General features: G+C 40.0%; 15 protein-coding genes, 1 tRNA gene and 1 riboswitch. Of the genes, 4 read left to right on the top strand and 12 right to left on the bottom strand.

Going from position 1 to position 15171, the window contains the following annotated elements:
* Positions 1 to 22: 22 nt before the first annotated feature.
* The 10 genes from purR to trpS all read right to left on the bottom strand — a co-directional run bounded on the left by purR (position 23) and on the right by trpS (position 10623).
* A complete protein-coding gene (gene purR, locus BN1206_RS00795; RefSeq protein WP_013437075.1) occupies positions 23 to 853 on the bottom strand; it encodes a pur operon repressor in 831 nt (276 codons plus the stop codon).
* A gap of 106 nt (positions 854 to 959) precedes the next feature.
* A complete protein-coding gene (locus BN1206_RS00790) occupies positions 960 to 1217 on the bottom strand; it encodes a Veg family protein (protein ID WP_052542764.1) in 258 nt (85 codons plus the stop codon).
* Between the two features lie 61 nt (positions 1218 to 1278).
* Complete coding sequence (rsmA, locus tag BN1206_RS00785) at positions 1279 to 2163, bottom strand: 16S rRNA (adenine(1518)-N(6)/adenine(1519)-N(6))-dimethyltransferase RsmA (protein ID WP_046432966.1); 885 nt, start codon at positions 2161 to 2163, stop codon at positions 1279 to 1281.
* Positions 2153 to 2719, bottom strand: a complete 567-nt coding sequence (gene rnmV, locus BN1206_RS00780) for a ribonuclease M5 (protein WP_013437072.1) — start codon at positions 2717 to 2719, stop codon at positions 2153 to 2155. Before rnmV ends, rsmA begins: the two co-directional genes overlap by 11 nt.
* Positions 2706 to 3473 carry a TatD family hydrolase gene (locus BN1206_RS00775; RefSeq protein ID WP_052542762.1) on the bottom strand — a complete coding sequence of 256 codons (768 nt, stop codon included), beginning with the start codon at positions 3471 to 3473 and terminating at the stop codon, positions 2706 to 2708. The genes rnmV and BN1206_RS00775 overlap by 14 nt, the downstream gene beginning before the upstream one ends.
* A complete protein-coding gene (gene metG, locus BN1206_RS00770; RefSeq protein WP_013437070.1) occupies positions 3473 to 5449 on the bottom strand; it encodes a methionine--tRNA ligase in 1977 nt (658 codons plus the stop codon). The genes BN1206_RS00775 and metG overlap by 1 nt, the downstream gene beginning before the upstream one ends.
* A gap of 95 nt (positions 5450 to 5544) precedes the next feature.
* On the bottom strand, positions 5545 to 8208 hold the full coding sequence (gene mgtA / locus BN1206_RS00765) for a magnesium-translocating P-type ATPase (protein WP_052542760.1): 2664 nt from the start codon (positions 8206 to 8208) through the stop codon (positions 5545 to 5547).
* Between the two features lie 76 nt (positions 8209 to 8284).
* Positions 8285 to 8448, bottom strand: a riboswitch (M-box (ykoK) riboswitch).
* A 53-nt stretch (positions 8449 to 8501) separates the two neighbouring features.
* Positions 8502 to 9143 carry a TPM domain-containing protein gene (locus BN1206_RS00760; protein WP_179943688.1) on the bottom strand — a complete coding sequence of 214 codons (642 nt, stop codon included), beginning with the start codon at positions 9141 to 9143 and terminating at the stop codon, positions 8502 to 8504.
* Complete coding sequence (locus BN1206_RS00755) at positions 9100 to 9579, bottom strand: ComE operon protein 2 (protein ID WP_013641434.1); 480 nt, start codon at positions 9577 to 9579, stop codon at positions 9100 to 9102. Before BN1206_RS00755 ends, BN1206_RS00760 begins: the two co-directional genes overlap by 44 nt.
* Before the next feature lie 21 nt (positions 9580 to 9600).
* On the bottom strand, positions 9601 to 10623 hold the full coding sequence (trpS, locus tag BN1206_RS00750; protein WP_052542759.1) for a tryptophan--tRNA ligase: 1023 nt from the start codon (positions 10621 to 10623) through the stop codon (positions 9601 to 9603).
* 102 nt (positions 10624 to 10725) lie between these two features.
* Here trpS and BN1206_RS00745 point away from each other — a divergent pair, with 102 nt between their 5' ends.
* Both BN1206_RS00745 and BN1206_RS00740 read left to right on the top strand, forming a co-directional pair.
* A complete protein-coding gene (locus BN1206_RS00745; protein ID WP_052542757.1) occupies positions 10726 to 11325 on the top strand; it encodes an SOS response-associated peptidase family protein in 600 nt (199 codons plus the stop codon).
* Positions 11326 to 11366: 41 nt separating this feature from the next.
* Positions 11367 to 11437, top strand: a tRNA-Gly gene (locus BN1206_RS00740).
* 59 nt (positions 11438 to 11496) lie between these two features.
* Here BN1206_RS00740 and BN1206_RS00735 read toward each other — a convergent pair.
* Together BN1206_RS00735 and greA are read right to left on the bottom strand one after the other, a co-directional pair.
* Positions 11497 to 12159: a CPBP family intramembrane glutamic endopeptidase gene (locus BN1206_RS00735; RefSeq protein WP_022087203.1), complete on the bottom strand. Its 663-nt coding sequence runs from the start codon at positions 12157 to 12159 to the stop codon at positions 11497 to 11499.
* A 76-nt stretch (positions 12160 to 12235) separates the two neighbouring features.
* A complete protein-coding gene (greA, locus tag BN1206_RS00730) occupies positions 12236 to 12667 on the bottom strand; it encodes a transcription elongation factor GreA (RefSeq protein ID WP_013641432.1) in 432 nt (143 codons plus the stop codon).
* A gap of 234 nt (positions 12668 to 12901) precedes the next feature.
* On the opposite strand from greA, the gene BN1206_RS00725 reads away from it, so the two are divergent.
* The gene (locus BN1206_RS00725; RefSeq protein WP_013437062.1) at positions 12902 to 13327 is read left to right on the top strand and encodes an Hsp20/alpha crystallin family protein; all 426 of its coding nucleotides are present in this window, start codon (positions 12902 to 12904) and stop codon (positions 13325 to 13327) included.
* A 138-nt stretch (positions 13328 to 13465) separates the two neighbouring features.
* Positions 13466 to 14782, top strand: a complete 1317-nt coding sequence (locus BN1206_RS00720; protein ID WP_013437061.1) for a C1 family peptidase — start codon at positions 13466 to 13468, stop codon at positions 14780 to 14782.
* The last annotated feature ends 389 nt before the right edge of the window (positions 14783 to 15171 follow it).

Raw genomic sequence — 15171 nt, 5'->3', positions numbered from 1 at the left:
AACTTGGTTCTAGTATACCATTTTAAAAACGGTCGAAATCAGTTTCATCTAAGAAGTTGCCAGGTTCTGCTAAAATAAGCTTCTTTTCGGTATCAATCTTGCTGATCTTAACCAGTGATAGATAGTTGTTGATTAACTTTTCTTTATCAAAATCAGCTTCGCAAAGTACGCACACGCCGGCAATAGTTCCGTCAAATTCCTTAACTAGTTCCTCCATACCAGTTAAAGTGCCGCCGCCTTTCATAAAGTCGTCGACGATCAAAACTTTAGAACCCTTTTTAAGTGCGCGAGTAGGCAATTCCATCTTTGATACACGAGATAAAGATGAAGAAATGTAGTTTACTGAAACTGTTGCACCTTCGGTAACCTTTGAGCGTTTTCTTGCGGTCACGAATGGCACATTAAGGTATCGGGCTATGGCTTGAGCTAAAGCAATACCCTTAGTTTCAACTGTCATTACGGCATCGACATCTTCATATGCATAGCGAGTTGCGATCAATTCACCAATACGACGCAAGTCTTGCGTGTCGCCCAAGATATCTGACAGGTAAACAAAGCCCCCTGCCAAAATTCTGCTTGGATCTTCGATTCTTGATGACAAATCTGATAAATACTTTTCTGCGTGCTTTTGACCTAAAAATGGAATGTAGCGTACGCCACCGGCTGCGCCTGCTACGGTCTCCAACACGCCGTCTTGATTGCTTGCAAGCGTATGCTTCAAAATAGCTAAATCTTCTGAAATAGATGATTTAGCTGCACCGTAACGCTTAGCAAAGAATGGTAGTGCAATTAGCGTATGAGGACGTTCCATTAAATATTTGGTCATATCCACCAATCTTTCTGAACGTTTCATGATATTTCCTTTCTAATGTTTGGTTTTATACTTAATAAATATACTCTAAAAGACAAAAAAAATCACTAACATTTCAAAAATGCTAGTGACTTTTTGTAAATTATAATTAAACTTCGGCTTCTTCAGCCTCATCATCAAACTCTAATGCAATATTCTTAGTTAATAAATCTGTATAACTGTAAGAAACGTGTTTAAAGTTATTTTGATGTTGATCTAAATCAACCACAAACACTGCAGGGAATGTTTCTCTTAAAATTCCCCGTCTTTTTGTAACCTTCTTACGACCCGCTTGAGCTACTACTGTTATGGTATCACCTAAGTGAGAATCCAACTTCTGTTTAATTGTCATAATTGACGTTGGCACTAAGCAACAACTCCTTCTTACGAATTTTACCATAATTATATAATAAAATCAATATTGTACACTATTTAGCAGGAATATTGCTAGCTATTTTGATAAATTGTTCAATTGTTAAATCTTCAGGTCTAACTCTCGGATCAACGCCCAATTCTTTAATCAAAGCTGCACGCTGATCATTATCTGGAATCAAAGTCTTCAAGTTGTTGTTCAAAGTCTTTCTTCTTTGTGAGAAGCACATCTTCACTACCCAGATAAAGTGTTTTCTATCGTTAATCGCTGGCTTTTCAGCAAGTGGCGTCAAAACAACTACCGCAGAATCAACCTTAGGACGTGGCATGAATGATGAGCTCTTTACTTCAAGCGCCAGCTTAACGTTCATTTCAGTTTGAACGGAAATAGTGAGTGGCCCATATTCCTTGTTGCCTGGCTTTGCTTCAAGTCGTTCAGCCACTTCTTTTTGCATCATCAAGGTTAAACTGGCAAAGTGCAAATCTGATTCAGCCAAAGCAAAAATGATTGGCGTTGTAATGTAGTAAGGCAAGTTAGCGACGACCTTAATTGGCTTACTCATATCGAAAAAGCCAGCCAAGTCTTCTTCAAAGTTAGCCTTCAATACATCCTTAAGTATCAACTTAAAGCGTTCATCTAATGGCGCATCCCCAATCTTTTTGGGTAATTCATTATGCAAAATTTCAGGCAAGCTGTCGTCGACTTCATAAGCAAACACCTTAGCTCCAGCTAAAAGCAATTGCTCAGTCAATGATCCAATCCCAGGACCAATTTCAATTACTTGATCGCCAGGTTGAATATCAGCTGACTCGACAATACCCAAGATAGCAGCTTGGTCAACTAAAAAGTTCTGTCCTAAATTTTTCTTAGCTTTAACAAAGTAACGGTTAATGATCGCTCTTGTTCTGACTGGTGAGCCAATTGGAATATTATTTGCCATTTTCAATCTCCTCTACAGCCTGCTTAAGTTCATCAAGTGAAACGCCAAAGGTATGCAGGCGATTGTAAAATTGCTTGGAATTGCCGTAGCCTACGCTTAACTTAATACCGACTTGTTCGCGTAATTTCCGTGAACCACTGCCGCCTGCTAAACCTAGCTTGCGATATTCAGTTTCAGTTAAATCGCTCTTTTGCGGATCAACTTCATGCAAATCCTTCAGGGCCCGTTCAAGCGCTTCTTTTGAGGCATGCTCAACGCCAAGGCTGCCCTTTTTATGAGGCTCGCCTTCCTTACGCGTAATAAAGGCCTGCTTAGCGTTCGGAACCGCATTAGTTACAATACGACGAATTCGTTCGCCATTAAAGTCAGGATCCGTAAAAACAATAATTTGTCTGGTCTGACTTAACTTTTTTATTTGCTTTAAAACAGCATCAGAAACAGCTGAACCGTTTGTTTCAACCGTCTCAATTCCTGGGAAAAATTGTTTTAAACGGATAGTATCGTCTTTCCCCTCAACAACGATTACCGCATCAAAATTCTTTTTATTTAAGACCATAAACTCTCACTGTATTTTTATAAGTAGCGTCTGCCACTTCTTCAAGTGGAATATTCTTCAACTTAGCGATGGCTTCGGCCACATAACGCACATAACCCGTCTCGTTTTGGTGACCGCGGTATGGCTTAGGCGTCAAATATGGCGCATCAGTTTCAACCAAGATTCGATCAAGTGGAGCTGCCTTGGCACTTTCATGCACTTCCGTTGCCTTAGTGAAAGAAACAACACCGGAATATGAGAAGTAGACGTTTAAATCTAAGAACTTGTTTAACCAATCAACGCCACCATTAAAGCTGTGCAAAATTGCCCCATATTCAAGATTGCTGTGTTTCAAAATGTCGTAGCAATCTTCAAAGGCATCCCTAGTATGGATATCAACCGGCATCTTCAAGTCATGTGCTACTTCAATTTGTCTTGCAAATACTTCACGTTGCACATCGCGAGGTGATTCGTCCCAATAATAATCAAGACCAATTTCCCCCATCGCAACTACCTTAGGCATTTTCAATTGTTCAACCAGCTTATCTTCGGCCTTTTGATCATAGTCTTTAGCAACATCGGGACAGTAACCGACCATCGCATAAACATTATCAAATTTTTGTGCCAAATCGACTGCACGCTGGTTAAAATCAGGATCTTGTCCTGCGCAAATCACCTTGGTTACACCCAAAGCTTTTGCGCGTTCAAGGTAATATTGTTCCTTGCCGCGAAACGGCTCATCGTTTAAATGAGTATGGTTATCAATGATTTTCATTAACCTAATTCAGCTCCGTTTGCGTGTTCGTCACCAACAATTGCCAACTTGATCTTGCCGTCTTTTTCACTAGACAAAAGCATACCTTCACTTAAGTGACCAAGCATCTTACGTGGCTTCAAGTTAGTAACTGCCAAGACCTTCTTATCAAGCAATTCGCTTGCGTCTGGGTAGAACTTGCGGATACCACTCAAAATTTGACGTTCCTTACCATCGCCAAAGTCGAGCTTGAACATCAACAACTTCTTTGAACCTTGAACTGGTTCTACTGACAAAACTTGACCTACTTGGATCTTAACCTTGTCGAAGTCATCAATGGTAATTTCGTTACCCTTCTTTTGTTCGCTTCTAGTGGTCTTCTTTGGCTTAGCCTTAGCCATTTCATCCTTGATGTACTTAACTTCTTCTTCAGCCTTAAGTCTTGGGAAGATTGGCTTTGGCTTTTCGATTACCTTAGTGTCCCAAGCAAAGTCGCCAAATGATAAGCCTCTTTGGTCTTCATCGTCCCAGTTCAAGCCAAGTTGTTCAAACATCTTAGGTGCAGTTTCAGTCATTACTGGTTCAATCATAATTGCGATCAAACGAAGACTTTCTGCCAAGTTAGACATTACGTGTGAAAGTTCTTCCTTCTTGCCTTCCTTGTTAAGAACCCAAGGAGTAGTTTCATCGATGTACTTGTTAGCACGAGCGATAAGCTTCCAAATACTGTCTAAAGCTTGTGAGAAGTGGAGTGAATCCATGTATTCTCTGTATTCGTCGATTACGCTAGCAGCAGTATCTTGCAAATCCTTGCCAAACTTGTCTTGTGCGACAGGAACTGGATCAACGTGGCCATCTTGGTATTGGTTAATCATTGAAACAGTACGGTTCAATAAGTTACCCAAGTCATTTGCCAAGTCGTAGTTGATTCTTTCAACGAAGTCTTCTGGAGTAAAGATACCGTCAGCGCCAAATGGAAGTGCACGCATCAAGTAGTAACGAAGTGGGTCAACGCCGTAACGGCTAGTAAGTGATTCTGGGTAAACTGCGTTACCTTTAGACTTAGACATCTTACCGTTCTTCATTAATACCCAGCCATGACCAATAATGTGCTTTGGAAGTGGCAAATCAAGAGCCATGAGCATGATTGGCCAATAAATAGTGTGGAAACGAACGATTTCCTTACCTACCAAGTGAACATCTGCTGGCCAGTACTTCTTAAACAATGAATCATCGTCTGAGCCGTAACCTAAGGCAGTGATATAGTTTGAAAGAGCATCGATCCAAACGTAAACAACGTGCTTAGGATCGCTTGGTACAGGAATACCCCAGTCAACTGTAGTACGAGTAACTGAAAGGTCTTCAAGGCCTGGCTTAATAAAGTTGTTGATCATTTCCTTTTCACGAGAATGAGGCAAAATAAAGTCAGGGTGTTCCTTGTAGTATTCAACCAATCTATCAGCGTATTTGCTCATCTTGAAAAAGTATGAAGGTTCCTTAACCAAACGTACTTCGTGACCACTTGGAGCCTTACCGCCGATTACGTTACCGTCATCATCCTTATAAACTTCGGCAAGTTGTGATTCAGTGAAGTATTCTTCGTCTTCAACTGAGTACCAACCAGTGTATTCGCCTAAGTAGATGTCGCCCTTCTTTAAAAGCTTTTCAAAGATCTTTTGAACAGCCTTAACGTGTTGTTCATCAGTAGTTCTAATGAACTTGTCGTAAGAAATATCAAGGCTCTTCCATAATTTCTTGTAAGAATCAGCCATCTTGTCAACGAATTGTTGTGGCTTGATTCCTTGTGCTTCAGCCTTTTGTTCGATCTTTAAGCCATGTTCATCAGTACCTGTTAAGAAGAAGGTGTCATAGCCTTGTGCGCGCTTGTAGCGAGCCATAGTATCAGCTGCGATTGTAGTATAAGCATTACCAATAGTTAATCTACCGGATGGGTAGTAAATAGGGGTTGTAATGTAAAAAGTATCTTTATCAGCCATTAATATTCATGCTCCTTTATTGTCTAAAATATCTATTCTATCTTACCACGAAAACAATATTAAAAAGGAATTGGAAATAATCCAATTCCTTTTTTCTAAAATTTTCCATTTTTCAAATATATTTTCTTCACGATCGTGTTAAGCAAAATATAAATTATTTCAAGAACCAACACAACCAGCATAAAGCTGAATGGCAAATTCGTCATCCCTAAGCTTGAAGCGATGCTGGAAGATGGCAATGCCGAACCCCAAATTGCTAGTGCAAAGGTAACCAAGAAGACGATTGGTGTTGCATGTTGACCAAAGAATGGAAATCTTTCGTCACGCAAAACGTGGATTGCCATTTCTCTTGTCCACAGTGATTCAATAAAAATCCCTGAGTAAAACAGTGAAATGAAGACCCAGTGATGGTAGTTTGAACCAACCAAATATGGACAAACCACGTAAAACATCATTGCCATCGCAATAAAGTCGATAATCGCAGGAATCGGGCCAAAGGCTAAAACAAACTTAGGCCATTTTCTGATCGACCATTTCTGTGGCTTTTTAACATAGCTCTTCGAAACACTATCGAATGGAATTACCAAACAGCTGATGCTGTAGATCAAATTAAGAATCAACAATTGCAGTGGCAATAATGGTAAGAATGGCAAAATCAGTGAAGCCACAACCATGGTGATGATACTGCCGAGGTTGGTTACAAGGAAGGTCTTGATGTACTTCATCGTATTGGAGAAGACCTTTCTCCCCGTAATCACCATTTCTTCAAGCAGCTGCAAATCTTTTTGTTTAAAAATGATATCTGCAGATTCTCTCGTAATATCAACTGAGTTTTCTGAGGTAACCGTCACGTTAGCCACCTTCATGGCAAGAGCGTCTTTATTGCCATCGCCCATGTAGCCAACTGTATGACCATTTTTCTTTAACGCTTCAATGATCCTAGTTCTAAGTTCTGGCGTTAAATGAACAAAGATATCGCACTTTTCAACGATCTCAGCTAATTCTTCTGGACTCGCCTTTTCGATTTGTTCACCATCGTAAACAGTATCAACGTTTAAGCCCACCTGCAAAGCAATCGCACGCGTTACCGCCTCATTGTCACCGGTAAAGATTTTGACATCGATATTGTCATTTCTAAGAGCTTGTAAGGCTTCCTTAGTACTTTCCTTTGGTGGATCTAGATATGCAAGATAGCCCACAATGGTTAAATCATTTTCATCCTTAGCTGAAAATTCTCCAACTGGAGCTGGATTTAACTTGTAGCCTACTAAAAGCACACGCAAGCCATCATCGTTTAATTCATCGATCTGCTTTAAGATCTTTTTGCGCCAGTCATCGGTCAACTCTTCACTTTTACCGTTAATTTCTACTTTATCAGAAATATTGAGCATCCCTTCAGCGGCGCCTTTTGTAACCAACATGTGCTGGCCGTGGTGTTCATCGTTATCAACCACCACGACGCTCATTCTTTTGCGTGTATAATCAAACGGAATTTCGTCGATCTTGTTGTAGTCACGCTGGATTTCATTGACGTCAAGCTCGTCACCCGCCGCATCGATTACGGCCTTATCAATCAAATCCTTCATTCCAGTTTGATAGTAGGCATTCAAATACGAGAACTTCAAAATTCGCGGCGTTTCTTGCATCTCCAAGTCATAGTGCCGCTCCAGCACTACCTTGTTTTGCGTTAAAGTCCCCGTTTTATCGATACAAAAAGTATCAATTGAGCCCAGATTTTGAATGGCATTCATCTGCTTGACTACGACACCTTTTTTGGACATTTCCAGTGCCCCTTTAGTCAAGTTGCTGTTAACGATAATTGGCAAAACTTCTGGCGTAATCCCTGCGGCGGCCGCCAAGGCGAAGATCAAACTTTCACCCCAGTCACCCTTAGTCAGGCCATTAATAATGAACAAAAGCGGAATTAAAATCGCAGCCGTGACGATCAAAATCTTGGCTAACTGTCTCATCTCACGATCAAATAAGGTCGTCTTTACCTTCTTGCGTGAAATTTCCTGCACCTTTTTGCCAAAGACAGTATTGTTGCCGACCGCAAAAACAATGCCGCTACCCGAGCCAGAAACAATCGTCGTTCCCTCATATAAAATGTTAGGGTAGTTCAAATAGTCCTGCATACTCGGTTTAATGGTCACATTGGCCATTTTTTCTACTGGTTCCGAGTCGCCATCCAAATAACTGTATGAACAAAACAGGTCCTTACTCGTAAGGAGCTTCATGTCTGCAGGAATCATGTCGCCGGCAGACAAATTAATCACGTCGCCCACAACTACTTCGTCGGTGGGCAGTTCCACGTTTTTACCATCCCGACGAATGTTAGTCGTTACCGAAACCATGTCCATCAATTTTTCAGTTACTTTGGCAATCCTAATCTTTTGGGCAAAATTTACTACCACAGAAATGATCAACATAATGATCATCACAATGACTGTATCTATATCACTATTATCTTGTGGCACCAATATATAACTAGTAAATGAAGTTAAAATAGTTAATCCAATTAAAGCAAGCGTGAACGGAGTAGCGATTGATTCCCACAGCAATCGCCAATTAGAAGCATTGGAGTTAGTCCTAATCCTATTTTCGCCATATTCTTTTCTATTTTCTTCAGCCTTATTCGTGGAAAGTCCTTCAGCACTTGCCTGAAGTCGCGCTAGCGTCTCACTACGCGATTCGCGTGCAATCTGCTGAATCCTTTGAATGTCGACATTTGACTGCTTTTTGCCAGCTGCTTTTACCATTCTTTGCTCCTCTCATTTAATTGACAAGCAAAACAAAAAAGCCACCTACTGTTTCTGTAGGTGACCTAATAAGGCTTTGTCATACTCGTCGTTCAGTTTTAACACTACGTGACGTAAGCACATGCTAGCTATCTGGATCTCGCCTTAAGTCGACGACACCTATTTAACCCGTTGGCATCTCTGGATGTTTCTGGGCGATAGCGTGTGTTCACGTAGGAGTCTCACCTAACAGTTTAATTGCTAATTATATCCACAAGAAAGTGTAAGGACTAAATTTAAATAAGTCAAGCCACCTAATTGCGTGAATTGTAGTTATTGCGGCCGAATCTTCTTAAAACATAAACGATTCCAACGATCAAGAATGCTAGTGCTAACGCAATCGGAAGCGCTACGCGATGTGGATGCGAAATTTTATCTTGCTCGCTGCTCGATAAATCATATTTGTCTAGTGCATATTGATACTGCTGATCCACCTTGGTAGCACAAGCTCTAAACACGAAGCGTAATCCTTCATTAAAGGTGGCATTATCTTGACTGCGCAACTTATCTACTTCAGCTCTAATAATGTTGGTCCGTGCGTCAGCCGTAAAGGCGCCATGCAGGTCCTTAGTAGAAAAGATTTGCACGTTGCGCTTCTTGCCTTTTTGTCCAACCACGATAAATACCGATCGCTTAGTACGGTTCAACGCCTCAGGAGTGAGTTTATTCAGTCTCTTAACCGTAATCACAGAGATCTGCGGCTGCTCCTTAGTTTGAAAATAGCGATTATTCTTTTCAGTAATTAAAGTCTTAGTTTCTTTATTCAGAATATGAGCATGGTCTTCAATATTAGGCTGCACAAATCCCGTAGTCGTTAAAAAGACTAACAACAAACCTACTAAGCCAACTAAACTAATTCTCGTCTTCTTCAAGTTTATGGGCCAAACCTTCCACATATTTTCGATCGATCTTAATTTGCTCATATGGTACCCCGCAATCATGAAGCAACTTCAATGCTAGTGGATTATCACGATAGTCAAAATAATAATTTATCTTTTTAATGCCTGCTTGCACTAAAGCCTTGCAGCAGTTGTAACAAGGAAAATGGGTCACGTAAATTTCGGTATTTTCAGTAGAAACACCAAATTTTGCACATTGAATGATGGCATTCATCTCTGAGTGAATCGTTCTTACGCAGTGGCCGTCAACCATTTGGTGGCCAACGTCATCGCAATGCGGCTGTCCTGAAACCGAACCGTTATAGCCAGTACCGATAATGCGGTGATCTTTGACTAAAACGCTGCCGACTAGCGCTCTATTACAAGTAGAACGCTGAGCAATTACTAACGCCTGCATCATAAAATATTGTTTCCATGGAATTCGATCATGCATGACTTTGCCCCTTGCTTTTATTTATCTATTCTTAAAGTAGTTCAAGCCGATAGCATCACGAACTTGTTGCAAAGTTTTGTTAGCTACCTTGTTAGCCTTCTTTGAGCCTTCCAAAAGCATCTCGTAAACTGCATCTTCATCTTGAGCAAACTTTTCACGACGTTCACGGATAGGTGCAAGTTCTGCTTCAAGGACCTTGTTCAAGTAACGCTTAATCTTAACGTCACCCAAACCACCCTTTTGGTATTCTTCCTTAAGTTCCGCAACCTTGTCCTTGTCTGGGTCAAAGACATCAAGGTAAGTAAAGACAGTGTTACCTTCGATCTTGCCTGGATCTTCCACGTGAATGTGGTTTGGATCAGTGTACATTGACATAACTTTCTTTTGGACGGTCTTGGCATCATCAGCTAAGTAAATAGCATTGCCAAGTGACTTAGACATCTTAGCATTACCGTCAAGACCTGGAAGACGACCTTGACCCTTTGGTGGGAAGTAGCCCTTAGGTTCAACCAAAATATCGGTGTTGTAAACTCGGTTGAAAGTTCTAACGATTTCACGAGTTTGTTCAAGCATTGGTTCTTGGTCATCCCCTACAGGAATAATAGTTGCCTTAAATGCAGTAATATCTGCAGCTTGAGAAACTGGGTAGTTCAAGAAACCGACAGGAATGGAATCTTTGAAGTCCTTTTGCTTAATTTCAGTCTTCACAGTTGGGTTTCTTTCAAGACGAGCAACTGTTACTAAATCCATGTAGTAAGCAGTCAATTCAAACAAAGCTGGAATTTGTGATTGTACATAGATAGTAGACTTGTTTGGATCAAGACCAACAGCTAAGTAGTCCAAAGCTACTTGGATCAAGCTGTTGCGGATCTTTTCTGGATTACGAGCATTGTCAGTTAAAGCTTGCGTATCGGCAATCATAATATAAGGATCATACTTGCCTGAATTTTGTAATTTTACTCTGTTCTTTAAAGAACCAATGTAGTGACCTATGTGAAGTTTACCAGTTGGACGGTCACCGGTTAATAAAATTTCTTTTGCCATGCTTCTTACTCTTTTCTATTATTAATGTTTATTTTTTATTTAAGTAATTACTTAATTTTAACAAATATTAGGCTATGATTAAACTAATCGTAGGTGATCAAAATGTGTAATCAATTTCGTATACCCAAACTCGCATTAATCAAACAATATCTAACTGAAGACCTAGATCTGCCTTTAGTTGAATCAAAAATAAATGATGAAGAAAAAGACGTCTTTCCTAACCAAACAGCGCCAGTTTTGCTTTATCAAAACAACCAGCTGCAATTAGTAAATAAAAACTGGGGCTATCCTAGTCCCGTCGATGCAAATAAGCCGCTATTTAATGCTAGAATCGAGCGTTTTTATGAACCAAAACCATCAATGTGGGATGAGTCCTTTGCCAAGCAGCGCTGCATTATCCTAGCTAGCGAATTCTTCGAATACGCCAAAAACACTTATCAAGCAGATAATGGTAAGAAATACCATGAACGCTATAGTTTTAAAAGCAAACAACCAATTACGATGATTGCTGGTATTTATGACCATAATAATTTTGCCATGGTGACGACCGACCCGAACTCAGATATGCGGCCCATTCATAACCGGATGCCGCTGGTCATTGAACCAAGCGAACTGCGCCGCTGGCTCTTTCAAAACTTTACCAGCTTAATCAACAGAGATAGTATTTCACTTTCTGTCCAGAAGCAGCCCCACAAAAAATAATTGTTCTATTGCCCGAAAGCATGATAAAATAAAGATATATTGCGGGTATAGTTAAATGGTAGAACGACAGCTTCCCAAGCTGTAGATGCGGGTTCGATTCACGCTATCCGCTCTAACCAAAAAACAGGGATGAATTTTTCATCCCTGTTTTTGTTTTATCTTGTTTTCTTTTTAAACCATGATCACAGTTAGAACACTGCTTAAGATTGCCAGATAGATTGGCATATAAATCGTTTGTGAATATAAATAGCTCCAAGCAAAGAGCATGCCGTAAATTGCTTCAATAATGAAGTTAATGAGTGAACTTTGATAATTCAATACGCTGAAGATCAAACCGGAAACGATGATTCCCACAACGGCAACTTGAACGCTATCTCTACGGAAAGCATAGTTGAATAAAAAGCCCGTTGCTAGGAATTCCTGCAGAATCGGTAAGATGATTCCTTGAACGACGATCAAGAACCAGAACATCCCTGTTGACTGACTCTTAAGATAAATCGTCTGGAAATCATACAGAGGTATTTTGCCATACGCCTGCAAATATGAAATCGAAATTCGAGTAGCCGTCAGCACCAGCGTTAATAAAACTACCGCCGAGAAATTCCCCAGCCACGGCAATTTAAAATCACGCGCAAAAAAGCGATTCTCACGATTATAGCGATATACATAAAACAGTAAAATCATCGCAGCCACGACACCGAATAAAATCAGGTCCCAGACATGCAACGGCGACTTTCTAGTAACAAGCTTCACTACTGCAAAGACCATCAGGTAACAGATTAAATACACTGCATAGCGAATGACATTGCCCTCTCTCGATTCTGGCGTATTCAAGATTTTCACTCCTATTCTGGATTGTATCCTACAAATCCCATATTATACCAAAAAAATACAGTTAATTGAATACAGATTATTTTACTTCCACAATAGTTACCTTATATTCTCCGGCCGGTGCACCAACTGTTGAAGTCGTCCCTGCCTCTTTTTTCATAATTGCTTGGCCCAGTGGTGAACCAAAGGAAATCTTGCCATCGGCTAAATCAGCCTCCATCCGGCCAACAATCTTATATTCTTCAGTATCTTCATCATCGTCAAACTTCAAGACAACGGTTTTGCCCAAATCAACCTTGCCATCGTCCTTAGTTTCAACGATTTCCGTATACTTTAATTGTTTGCCTAAGTAACGCTTAGCTTCAGTATATTCCGTATTTTCTGAAAGGTCGCCGAGCGCACGTGCTGCCTGCAAAATTTTAATTCTGCGTGGACGACCCTTCTTTAAGCGAGCAATTTCATCTTCAATTTGTTTGTAGCCTTCTGGCGTCATCTTTTGAAAATATACCATAATAGTTATTTCTCCTTTTGCTTTTTAATTATGTAAGAGTTTTCCACAAGTGTTAATCCTTAATTTGATCAACTTTTTAATCAAAAATTAGCACTATATGTTTTTGAGTGCTAAATAGTTTAACTTTGTTTCAAAACGACTACAATAATCAGTGTAAGGAAAAAGAGATCAGATAAACAAATGATTCGCTCCTTACAAATTAACTTAGACAAAAAATGAAAGGAAGTTTTATTTATGGCAAACGATATGATGAATCGTCGTAATGATATGATGGATGCAATGAACGACTGGTTTGGTTTTCCAAGAAACTTCTTTGATGACAGTGAAATTGAAAACATCATGCAATCAGATGTTGCTGAAACTGATAAAGATTATGTAGTTAAGATTGATATGCCAGGCATGAACAAAGATGACATTAAGCTTAACTATAAAGATGGTGTTTTGAGTGTTGCCGGCACCAGACAAGCCTTTAAGGACACCAGCGACAAGAACAGAAACATCATTCACCAAGAGAGAAGCGAAGGCAGTATCTCAAGAAGCTACAGATTACCAAATGTAGTTGCAAGTGACATTCATGCAAAGTATGATAATGGTGTATTGACCATCACTTTGCCAAAGCAAACCGCTAGCGATGATGGCAATTCTATCCAAATTGATTAATTATTAGATAATTGCAAGAAATCTAATAAGTAACGGATAAATAATTCTCTGAAGCGAGTTCATGTTGAACCCGCTTTTGTTTTGGCTTAAAATAGAGATAATTTAAGAAAAAATTAAAAATGAAAAAGGAGATTTTTTATGGCTCATGAATTAACTGTACAAGAGCTGGAAAAGTTTTCTGCAGACTTTAACAAGAACCCAGAAAACAAAGTTATTGCTCGTGCTGCACAACGTAGTGGTGTGCTTGAAGCATCATACAATGATCGCGTTCAAAGTAAATTAACTCGTGTCTTCTCTACTGAACTTGACACTGACAACGTTACTAACCAAAAGCATTCAGGTCGTTGCTGGGAATTCGCAACCTTAAACGTTTTGCGTCACGCTTTCGGCAAGAAGTACAAGGCTAAGAACTTCACCTTCTCACAAGCCTACAACTTCTTCTGGGACAAGATTGAACGTGCCAACATGTTCTACAACAGAATTTTGGACAGTGCTGACATGCCCCTTGATTCTCGTCAAGTTAAGACTGACTTAGACTTCGCCGGCTCAGATGGTGGTCAATTCCAAATGGCAGCCGCATTAGTTGAAAAGTATGGTGTCGTTCCTTCATACGCAATGCCTGAAACTTTCAACACTAATGACACTACTGGCTTCGCTACTGCACTTGGTGACAAGCTTAAGAAGGATGCTTTGGTTCTTCGTCACCTTAAGCAATACGGCAAGGACGACGAAATCGCAAAGACTCGTGAAAAGTTCTTGAGCGAAGTTTACCAAATGACTGCTATTGCCGTTGGTGAACCACCTAAGACTTTTGATCTTGAATACCGTGACGACGACAAGAAGTACCACTTGGACAAGAATTTAACTCCACTTGAATTCTTGCACAAGTACTTAGGCGACGTTGACTTTGACGACTACGTTGTTTTAACTAACGCACCTGACCACGAATACAACAAGTTGTACGGTCTTCCAGCAGAAGACAATATCGAAGGCTCAATCAGAATCAAGCTTTTGAACGTACCAATGGAATACTTATCTTCAGCCGCTATCGCTCAATTAAAGGATGGCGAAGCTGTTTGGTTCGGTAACGATGTTCTTCGTCAAATGGACCGTAAGACTGGTTACCTTGACACTAACCTTTACAAGTTAGATGACTTGTTTGGCGTTGACTTCAAGATGTCAAAGGCTGACAGATTAAGAACTGGTGTCGGCCAAGTTTCACACGCTATGACTTTAGTTGGTGTTGATGAAGACAACGGCGAAGTTCGTCAATGGAAAGTTGAAAACTCATGGGGCGACAAGTCAGGTTCAAAGGGCTTCTACGTAATGAACAACGAATGGTTCAACGACTACGTATACGAAGTTGTTGTTCACAAGAAGTACTTAACTGACAAGCAAAAGGAATTAGCTGAAGGCCCAATCACTGACTTACCAGCATGGGATTCATTAGCTTAATGAATAAATTTGAGTATATTAAAATAGCCAGATCCACTAAGGACCTGGCTTTTTAATATCGATTCAATTTCTCAGAATTTATGATATTTATTTATAAATATAGCTTCCATCTGGATAAAAAGTTATAATTTTCAAATTTTTAAATAAAGAAAACATTTCATGTATCGATTCTTTATTTGTCAACTACCCTAGACTGAAGTCTAGGGCTTAGTGGCTCGTTAGCTTGCGCTAACCAGAACACCAACTTGCTTAGATACGGACTTGACTTACCAGCAATAGTCTTTTGACTATTGCCGATAGAGGTCGTCTAATTACCAAAGCCTTTTAAGTCCGCGAGTTGCTAACGGACTGCAGCCTTTCTAGGCTGCTTTTTTTATTTTAGGATTCTG

It is taken from the genome of Lactobacillus sp. OTU4228 (assembly GCF_001006945.1).
Taxonomy (GTDB): Bacteria; Bacillota; Bacilli; order Lactobacillales; family Lactobacillaceae; genus Lactobacillus; species Lactobacillus amylovorus.
The sequence above is the reverse complement of the archived record's forward strand: the minus strand, read 5'-3'. Positions and strand labels throughout refer to the sequence as shown.

Bases quoted from the DNA above. Each gene is read 5' to 3' on its own strand.
- BN1206_RS00745 (WP_052542757.1), top strand. From the start codon at position 10,726: ATGTGTAATCAATTTCGTATACCCAAACTCGCATTAATCAAACAATAT.
- metG (WP_013437070.1), bottom strand. From the start codon at position 5,449: ATGGCTGATAAAGATACTTTTTACATTACAACCCCTATTTACTACCCA.
- rnmV (WP_013437072.1), bottom strand. From the start codon at position 2,719: ATGGTCTTAAATAAAAAGAATTTTGATGCGGTAATCGTTGTTGAGGGG.
- BN1206_RS00755 (WP_013641434.1), bottom strand. From the start codon at position 9,579: ATGCATGATCGAATTCCATGGAAACAATATTTTATGATGCAGGCGTTA.
- trpS (WP_052542759.1), bottom strand. From the start codon at position 10,623: ATGGCAAAAGAAATTTTATTAACCGGTGACCGTCCAACTGGTAAACTT.
- greA (WP_013641432.1), bottom strand. From the start codon at position 12,667: ATGGTATATTTTCAAAAGATGACGCCAGAAGGCTACAAACAAATTGAA.
- purR (WP_013437075.1), bottom strand. From the start codon at position 853: ATGAAACGTTCAGAAAGATTGGTGGATATGACCAAATATTTAATGGAA.
- BN1206_RS00725 (WP_013437062.1), top strand. From the start codon at position 12,902: ATGGCAAACGATATGATGAATCGTCGTAATGATATGATGGATGCAATG.
- BN1206_RS00775 (WP_052542762.1), bottom strand. From the start codon at position 3,473: ATGAAAATCATTGATAACCATACTCATTTAAACGATGAGCCGTTTCGC.
- rsmA (WP_046432966.1), bottom strand. From the start codon at position 2,163: ATGGCAAATAATATTCCAATTGGCTCACCAGTCAGAACAAGAGCGATC.
- BN1206_RS00720 (WP_013437061.1), top strand. From the start codon at position 13,466: ATGGCTCATGAATTAACTGTACAAGAGCTGGAAAAGTTTTCTGCAGAC.
- mgtA (WP_052542760.1), bottom strand. From the start codon at position 8,208: ATGGTAAAAGCAGCTGGCAAAAAGCAGTCAAATGTCGACATTCAAAGG.
- BN1206_RS00760 (WP_179943688.1), bottom strand. From the start codon at position 9,143: ATGTGGAAGGTTTGGCCCATAAACTTGAAGAAGACGAGAATTAGTTTA.